Consider the following 7340-nt stretch of genomic DNA (forward strand, 5'->3'; position numbering starts at 1 on the left):
CCAACCCCAGGCAGCACCCCACCATCCTCACAGTTGTATCCGGCCGTCCGGACCGCGCCGCGAGGCGGAAGCTGGGCCCGTCGCAGGCCGTCATGATCGGAAGGACACGCCCTAAGCCGCGACCAGGGCGTCGGCCGTGCGGTGCGCGACCACCGAATCGAGGATCTCCCCCACCCGGATGGCCGTGTTCGACAGCAGCGCCGACGTGATGCCGTGGCTGTGCTCCGTGCCGCCCTGGAGGTAGATGCCCACCCGGAGGCGGGGGTCGGCCGCGGCGCGGTAGTCACGGCCGACCTTCGGACGGCCCTGGGCGTCGCGCCGGCAGAGGCCGGCCACGTCGCCGAGGATTCCGTACGGGTCGGCCTGGTGGTAGCCGGTCGCGCAGACCACGACGTCGGCCTCCAGCGTCGTCGTCTCACCGGTCACCAGCGAGCGGACGGTGGCCACCGCGGTGTCCGGGCCGTCGGCGACCTGGACGAGCCGGGAGACGTTGAGCATCCGCAGGCGTTCGCGGCCCAGCACCTTCTCCTGGTACGCCCGGCGGTACAGGTCGTCGATGAGGTCGATGTCCACGACGGAGTAGTTGGTGTTGCCGTGGTACGCCATGAGCTGCTGCTTGACGTGCTCCGGAGCCCGGTAGAAGTCGTCGACGGCCGCGGGGTCGAAGATGCGGTTGGCGAAGGCGCTGTCGTCCGCCGGGGAGTAGCCGTAGCGGGAGAAGACGGCGCAGACCTCCGCCTCGGGGAACTCCGTGTGCAGCGTCGCGACCGCCTCGGCGGCGCTCTGGCCCGCGCCCACGACGACGAACCGGCGTGGCCGGGTGCCCCGGATGCCGGGCAGGTTGTGCAGCAGGTCGCTGGTGTGCCAGATGCGGGGTGACGCGGTCACGCCCTCGGGAAGGCGCGGGCGCAGGCCGGTGCCGATGACGAGGTTGCGGGCGCGGTGGGTCGTGAGCCGGCCGCCCTGCCGGGACAGCACCTCCACCGCGCTGACGAAGCCGTTCGCGTCCTCGACGGGCCGCACCGACAGCACCTCGGCGTCGTACGTGACCTGGTCGGCGACCTGCGCGGCGGCCCACGCGAAGTAGTCGTGGAACTCGACCCGCAGGGGGAACAGGTTCTTGTGGTTGATGAAGTCGATGAGCCGGCCCTGGGCGTGCAGGTAGCGCAGGAAGCTGAACTCGCTCGTGGGGTTCCGCAGCGTCACCAGGTCCTTGAGGAACGAGACCTGCATGGTGGCGTCGTCGAGCAGCATGCCCCGGTGCCAGCCGAACGACGCCTGGCGCTCGAGGAACCGCGCCGTGACGCCCGCCTGCGGACCGGCCGCGCCGTTGTGCTCCGCGACGGCGATGGCCATGGCGAGGTTCGACGGGCCGAAGCCGATCCCCACGACATCGAGCTCAGGTGCAGACATGACCGTCCCTTCGGCCGGGGCCGACCTGACCCCGAGGTGTTGGTTAGCCTAACCTAAGCAGCGTCGCCGTCCGCAGTGCCTGGTGAGGGAGAAATCCATGCGAGTCGTCATGTTCGGTTTCCAGACTTGGGGGCACCGCACCCTGCAGGCACTGCTGGAGTCGGAACACGACGTCGTCATGGTGGTCACCCATCCGCGCGGCGAGGGCGCGTACGAGAAGGTGTGGTCCGACTCCGTCGAGGACCTGGCCGTCGCCGCCGGCATCCCCGTGCTGATCCGCGAACGCCCGGACGACGACGAGCTGTACGAGGCCCTCAAGCGGGTCGCGCCGGACGTCATCGTGGCCACCAACTGGCGCACGTGGATCCCGCCGCGGGTCTTCACCCTCCCGGCCTACGGCACCCTCAACGTGCACGACGCGCTGCTGCCGGCGTACGCGGGCTTCTCGCCCTTGATCTGGGCCCTGCTCAACGACGAACCCGAAGTCGGCGTGACCGCGCACATGATGGACGAGACCCTGGACGCGGGCCCGATCGTGCTGCAGCGCGCGGTCCCGGTCGGCCCCGAGGACACGGCCACGGACCTGTTCCACAAGACCCTCGAGCTCTTCGGACCCATCACCGTGGACGGCCTCGCCGAGCTGGCCGCGGGACGCCGCGACTTCGTGCCGCAGGACCGGTCGAAGGCCAGCTTCTTCCACAAGCGCTCGGAGGAGGACATCCGCGTCGACTGGACGTGGTCCGCGGAGGAGCTCGCCCGCCTGGTCCGCGCCCAGTCGGCGCCCTACCCGCAGGCGTTCTGCTTCCACCGGGGCCGCCGCCTCGAGCTCGTCACCGCCGGCGTGTCGGAGGCGGTCTACGGCGGCACCCCCGGCCGCATCTTCTACCGCGAGGGCGACGGCGTGGCGGTGGTGGCCGGCGCCGAGGCCCGCCGAGGCCGCAGCAAGGCGTTGCTCATCAAGCGGGTACGCACGGACGACGGCGTGGAGCTGCCGGCCCACGACTACTTCACGACGATGGGTGGCTACCTGACGAGCTTCCCGCGGTAGGCGCCCGGAACCGGTCGAGCCCGCGCTGCCGACGGATGTGCAGCACCCACAGAAGGATGAAGTAGCCGAGGAAGACCGCGCTGAGCCACGCCCGCCCGTCGCGGTCGACGATCCGGATGACCAGGGTGACGACCTGGAGAGCGGCCAACACCGCGAACGCCCACGGGACCCACCGCTGACGCGACGTGCCGGTCGCCACGGCGCGGGCCAGTTCGTCGATCTCCGGGCTGCCGGCCTCGCCGGCGCGAAGGGCCCGCAGCACCGCCTTGCGCGTCCCCCGGTCCAGCCCCCGCAACGGCGAAGCGGTCACCTGCCTGCGCAGCAGTACGACAAGAACCACCAGACCGGCAACCGCGACACCGACGCCGGCCGATCCGAACCACACGGATCTCACGCCTGGTTCCTCAGATCAGCTCGCCCTCGAGGAGACCCATCGCGATCTTGTCGTGCCATCCGCCGTCGCGGCGGAAGACGCTGCGCAGGCGGCCCTCCTCGACGAAACCCACCTTCGCGTACGCGCGCCGCCCACCCTCGTTCTCGGCCACCACCGTGAGCGAGATCTTGTGCAGGCGCATCTTGTCGAAGCCGTAGCGGCAGACCGTGCGGACGGCGTCGGTGCCGTAGCCCTTGCCCCAGCAGTCCTTCTCGCCCAGGTAGATGTCCAGCTCGGCGCAGCCGGTCTCCGGTTCGGCGTCGCGGAGCCGGACCAGGCCGATGAGGCGTTCCTCGGCGAGCGTCTCGACGCCGAACAGCACGTCGCCGTAGTCGTTGCGCGGTCGTTCGGTCAGCCAGCTCCGGACGCGTTCGAGGGGCTGGGCGTAGCCGTCGTCCATCCAGCGCATGACCTCGGGGTCGTGGTTCCAGCGCCAGAGCGCCTCGGCGTCGCCGGGACCCATCGCCCGCAGCCGCACCGTCTCACCGATGACGTTCATCCGCTCAGTCCAGGTCTCGCAGGGCCCGGCGCAGGAGCTCCGGGGTCTTGTCCGGGGGTTCCGCCTCGATGAACAGCCGGCCCATCGCGGCCGCGTAGTGGTCGACGTCCTCGCGCTTGTCCAGGTAGAGGCCGCTCGTCAGGTGTTCGATGTAGACGACGTCGGGCAGGTTCTGGTGCGGGAACCGCAGGATCGTGAACGCGCCGCCGGCCGCCGCGTGCCCGCCGGTCTCGAAGGGGATGACCTGCAGGCGGATGTTGCGGTGGGTGCAGGCCTGCAGGAGGTACGCGATCTGCTCGCGCAGCACGTCGCGGCCGCCGATGGGGCGTCTCAGGACCGCCTCGTCGATCACCGCCCAGAGGCGGGGCGGGTCGGTGCGGGCCAGCAGCTGCTTGCGGGCCATGCGCAGGTCGGCCCGGCGGTCGATCTCCTCCCCGGAGGCGGTGCCGTGGCCGAGCATGATGACGGCGCGGGCGTACGCGTCCGTCTGGAGCAGGCCCGGCACGAACTGGATCTCGTACGTGCGGATGAGCTCGGCGGCCTGCTCGAGGTCGAGGTAGTTCTGGAACCACGTGGTGAGCACGTCGCCGTACGAGTGCCACCAGCCGGGCGAGTTGGCCTCGCGGGCGAGGGCGAGCAGGCGTTCGTGCTCGCCGGGGTCGGTGACGCCGTAGAGCTTGAGCAGGTCGGTGACGTCACGCTCCTTGAACGCGACCCGGCCGAGCTCCATCCGGCTGATCTTCGACTCGGAGCCGCGGATCTCGTAGCCGGCCTGGTCGCGGCTGATCCCGGCGGCGAGCCGCAGGCTGCGCAGGCGCGCCCCGAGCTGGAGCCGGCGGACTGTCGGCCCGCCGTTCTGCTCCGGCGCGCTCATCGGCATCGTCCTCTGGTTATGGCTTGCGCCCGACAGCGGCATACTGGTCGGTCTCATCGGCGGTCTCCGCAGGGCCGGGTCGTCAGCACTGCGCTTCCTTCGGCTCGGATGGAAAGTCCTCGATCGTCGCGCAAGCATAGACCCGGCCGGGGCGTCAGTCCGCGTAGTCCGCGGGGTCGAAAATCCGCGGCGTGAGCATCGGCGGCACCTCGGCCAGCCCGGGCCCGCCGGCGTCGAGCCAGTCGGCCAGCGCGTCCACCAGGCGATCGTCGAGGACGTCGCCGAGGTGGACGAGGCGGGCGCCGGCCCGGCGGGCGGCGGGGGCCGGGTGCACCACGACCACATTGGACCGCTCGCAGACGCGCAGGCATTCGCTCACGCGTACCCGATGACGGTCTCCCACCGCCTCCCGCAGGGCCGCGAGTTGCGCGTCGTGATCGATGCCGGGGTGCTTCCGCGTGCTGCCGCAGCAGCAGTCCCGGCAGACGGTCAGCGCTGCCATGTCCTCAGTGGACCAGGACCTTGCCGGAGATCTGGTCCTCGGCGCCCGGGACCGGCGCCGAGGGGTCCGAGCCGATGTCGATCAGGCGGTTGCCGGCGTCGACGTGCGCGACGCGGGGTGCGTACGAGGCGCGCTCGGCCTCGTCGACCTGCCTGAACGACATGATGATGACCAGGTCGCCCACGCTGACGAGCCGGGCCGCGGCGCCGTTGATGCCGATCACGCCGGAGCCCGCCTCGCCCTCGATCACATAGGTCACCAGGCGCGCGCCGTTGTCGATGTCGACCACCTGGACCTGTTCGCCCTCGACGAGGTCGGCGGCGTCCATGAGGTTCTTGTCGATGGTGATGGAGCCGACGTAGTGCAGGTCTGCCTGGGTCACGGTGGCGCGGTGGATCTTGCCACCGAGCAGGGTGCGCTGCATGTGGGTGGTCCTCCAGAAGAAGGGCGGGGCTGACCCCGGGGAGCGAGCGAAAGTTAGCCTAACCTAACCTACTGTCCGAGCCCCATGGACCCCCGATCATCAGGAGCCCCCATGACCCTCCGCATCCGAGGCTGGCGACGGGTTCTCACCGTCGCGGCCGCCGGCCTGCTCGCCGCCACCACCGCAACGGCCTGCGCCGCCGACGAGGACGACGCGGCGGCCCCGGCGGCCTCCGGATCCGCCACGGCCGCCTTCCCCGTGACGATCGAGCACAAGTTCGGCTCCACCACGATCGAGAAGCAGCCCGAACGCGTCGTCACCGCCGGATGGAACGACCAGGACCCGGTGCTCGCGCTCGGCGTGGTGCCGGTCAGCACCCGGGAATGGTTCACCGAGTACCCGACGTACCCGTGGGTGCAGTCCGCGCTCGGCGGGAAGAAGATCGCCACGTTCTCGGCGGAGCTGAACTTCGAGGCGATCATCAAGCAGCAGCCGGACCTGATCCTGGCGATCTACGAGACGATCACCAAGGAGACGTACGAGAAGCTGTCGCAGATCGCCCCGACGGTCGTCCAGTCCTCGGCGTACCCGGACGAGCAGACCCCGTGGGACGTGCAGACGCTGACCGTGGGCAAGGCCCTGGGCAAGCCCGCCGAGGCCCAGGCGCTGGTCGACAAGGTGAACACGAAGATCGCGGAGGCCCGGAAGGCCAACCCGCAGTTCGCCGGCAAGACCCTCGTCGTCGACTTCGGACCGGAGAAGGGCCAGCACTGGCTCATCCCGGCCAAGGACCCGCGCCGCGCCCTCTTCGACGCGCTCGGCTTCGCGGCGCAGCCGGAGAAGGACGAGATCAGCGAGGAACGCCTGGACCTGCTCGACCGGGACGTGCTCTTCGTCAACGGCGCGGCCAAGAAGGACATGCTCACCTCGCCGGCGTTCAGCCGCCTCAAGGTGGTCACCGAGGACCGCGCCCTGTACACGTCCTTCTCCACGCCGCTGGGCGGGGCGCTGGCGTACAGCGGGCCGAACGCCCTGCTGTACGCGCTGGACGTCCTGGTCCCCCAGCTGAGGAACGCCACCGACGACGACAAGGCCACCGCGGTGACCGACCTGTCGAACGCCGCCTGACGGGCGAGGGGCGGCCACGCCTGCCGCCCCTCCCTCAGGTCAGAGCTTGACCGACCCGATCCTGTTGTCGAAGCCGATGTCCCGCAGATCCGCGATGCCGCCGACGTTCTCGGCGTCCAGCGCGCCGAGCTGCTTCGACTCCCCGGTGCAGTCCGGACCGCTCCAGACCTTGACCAGACCGTCGAAGGCGATGGACGAGGCCGTTCCGGGGGTGGTCGCGTTCACACAGCCCGTACGGCCCTCGATGACCTGCGAGCTCGCGGTGTCGTCGAAGACGTTGAAGGACCGGCGGTCGAACAGCACCACCCGCTTCGCCGGGACGCTCGCCTGCTCCGCGGGCGGCTCAGCCGGCGACTCGACACCGGCCTTCCCGCCGTCGGGCCGGACGCCGAACCAGGTGTCGCCGATGCCCTGACCCTTGGTGTCACCCGGCTCGGTGTCCTGCGCGAACCGGTAGACCGGCCAGCCCCCCACCGTGATCTGCAGGCGGCCGTCGTCCCGCTTGACCACGCCGACCTTCTTCCTCGCCACCCCGGCGATGAAGATCCGGCCGCCCGGCTTGACGGTCACCGGCGGCCACTTCGCCGCGCAGTCACCGTTGCACGTGGCCTTCGACGGGTTCGCGTTGTCCTTGTCGAACCGGTAGAGGGTCAGTCCAGCGCCGTTCACCAGCACCGGATCGAGGTCGCCGGCACGCGCGGCGGTCAGCTGCACCCAGCGCTGCGCGACGGCCGCGGCGTCACCGGTCGGGGTCCCGCCCTTGCGCGCCGCCCAGTCACCGGTGCCCGGCGATGCCTGAGCGGCCTTTGCGGTGCCCGTGACGAAAGCGGCGCCCGCCAGGGAGGCGGCGTTCCCGGCCAGGTCGGCCAGGCCCGCCGTGCTGGGCGCGCTGTTCCCGCAGGCGGACAGGGCGAGCGTGCTACTTACGGCAAAAGCGAGCATTCGCAGGGATCGCATGGTTAAGGCCCTTCTATGGTCTTTGCGGTACGCGATCCACACGTCCCTCCCCGGACACCGGT

At 70.7% G+C, this 7340-nt stretch carries 9 protein-coding genes; 2 read left to right on the plus strand and 7 right to left on the minus strand.

Translation table 11 applies throughout. The features are described from left to right. Nucleotides 1–111: 111 nt before the first annotated feature. The gene (locus tag AB0J80_RS34795) at nt 112–1413 is read right to left on the minus strand and encodes a lysine N(6)-hydroxylase/L-ornithine N(5)-oxygenase family protein (RefSeq protein WP_364713632.1); all 1302 of its coding nucleotides are present in this window, start codon (nt 1411–1413) and stop codon (nt 112–114) included. 97 nt (nt 1414–1510) lie between these two features. Between AB0J80_RS34795 and AB0J80_RS34800 the strand changes: the two genes are divergently transcribed. Continuing rightward, nucleotides 1511–2461 (plus strand): methionyl-tRNA formyltransferase, encoded by a 951-nt coding sequence (locus tag AB0J80_RS34800; RefSeq protein WP_364713633.1) that lies wholly within the window; start codon nt 1511–1513, stop codon nt 2459–2461. Here the strand turns inward: AB0J80_RS34800 and AB0J80_RS34805 are convergent. From AB0J80_RS34805 to panD, 5 genes are all read right to left on the minus strand, one after another. Then, entirely contained in the window at nt 2421–2855 is a 435-nt protein-coding gene (locus AB0J80_RS34805; protein WP_364713635.1) for a hypothetical protein, read from the minus strand. The genes AB0J80_RS34800 and AB0J80_RS34805 overlap by 41 nt on opposite strands. Before the next feature lie 10 nt (nt 2856–2865). After that, nucleotides 2866–3393, minus strand: a complete 528-nt coding sequence (locus AB0J80_RS34810) for a GNAT family N-acetyltransferase (RefSeq protein ID WP_364713636.1) — start codon at nt 3391–3393, stop codon at nt 2866–2868. Between the two features lie 4 nt (nt 3394–3397). Beyond that, nucleotides 3398–4267, minus strand: a complete 870-nt coding sequence (locus AB0J80_RS34815) for a helix-turn-helix transcriptional regulator (RefSeq protein WP_364713638.1) — start codon at nt 4265–4267, stop codon at nt 3398–3400. Between the two features lie 154 nt (nt 4268–4421). Next, nucleotides 4422–4760, minus strand: a complete 339-nt coding sequence (locus AB0J80_RS34820) for a hypothetical protein (RefSeq protein ID WP_364713702.1) — start codon at nt 4758–4760, stop codon at nt 4422–4424. Between the two features lie 13 nt (nt 4761–4773). Then, a complete protein-coding gene (gene panD / locus AB0J80_RS34825; protein WP_364713639.1) occupies nt 4774–5193 on the minus strand; it encodes an aspartate 1-decarboxylase in 420 nt (139 codons plus the stop codon). A 111-nt stretch (nt 5194–5304) separates the two neighbouring features. On the opposite strand from panD, the gene AB0J80_RS34830 reads away from it, so the two are divergent. Further along, nucleotides 5305–6321 (plus strand): ABC transporter substrate-binding protein, encoded by a 1017-nt coding sequence (locus AB0J80_RS34830; protein WP_364713641.1) that lies wholly within the window; start codon nt 5305–5307, stop codon nt 6319–6321. A 39-nt stretch (nt 6322–6360) separates the two neighbouring features. On the opposite strand, the gene AB0J80_RS34835 is transcribed toward AB0J80_RS34830, so the two are convergent. Continuing rightward, nucleotides 6361–7278, minus strand: coding sequence for a hypothetical protein (locus AB0J80_RS34835; protein ID WP_364713643.1), 918 nt, complete (start codon nt 7276–7278; stop codon nt 6361–6363). Nucleotides 7279–7340 lie beyond the last annotated feature (62 nt).

The sequence above is a fragment of the Actinoplanes sp. NPDC049548 genome (genome assembly GCF_040676695.1).
In the GTDB taxonomy this organism is placed as follows: domain Bacteria; phylum Actinomycetota; class Actinomycetes; order Mycobacteriales; family Micromonosporaceae; genus Actinoplanes.

Coding starts and splice junctions, on each gene's coding strand:
- panD (WP_364713639.1), bottom strand. CDS start 5,193: ATGCAGCGCACCCTGCTCGGTGGCAAGATCCACCGCGCCACCGTGACC.
- AB0J80_RS34810 (WP_364713636.1), bottom strand. CDS start 3,393: ATGAACGTCATCGGTGAGACGGTGCGGCTGCGGGCGATGGGTCCCGGC.
- AB0J80_RS34795 (WP_364713632.1), bottom strand. CDS start 1,413: ATGTCTGCACCTGAGCTCGATGTCGTGGGGATCGGCTTCGGCCCGTCG.
- AB0J80_RS34815 (WP_364713638.1), bottom strand. CDS start 4,267: ATGAGCGCGCCGGAGCAGAACGGCGGGCCGACAGTCCGCCGGCTCCAG.
- AB0J80_RS34800 (WP_364713633.1), top strand. CDS start 1,511: ATGCGAGTCGTCATGTTCGGTTTCCAGACTTGGGGGCACCGCACCCTG.
- AB0J80_RS34830 (WP_364713641.1), top strand. CDS start 5,305: ATGACCCTCCGCATCCGAGGCTGGCGACGGGTTCTCACCGTCGCGGCC.
- AB0J80_RS34835 (WP_364713643.1), bottom strand. CDS start 7,278: ATGCGATCCCTGCGAATGCTCGCTTTTGCCGTAAGTAGCACGCTCGCC.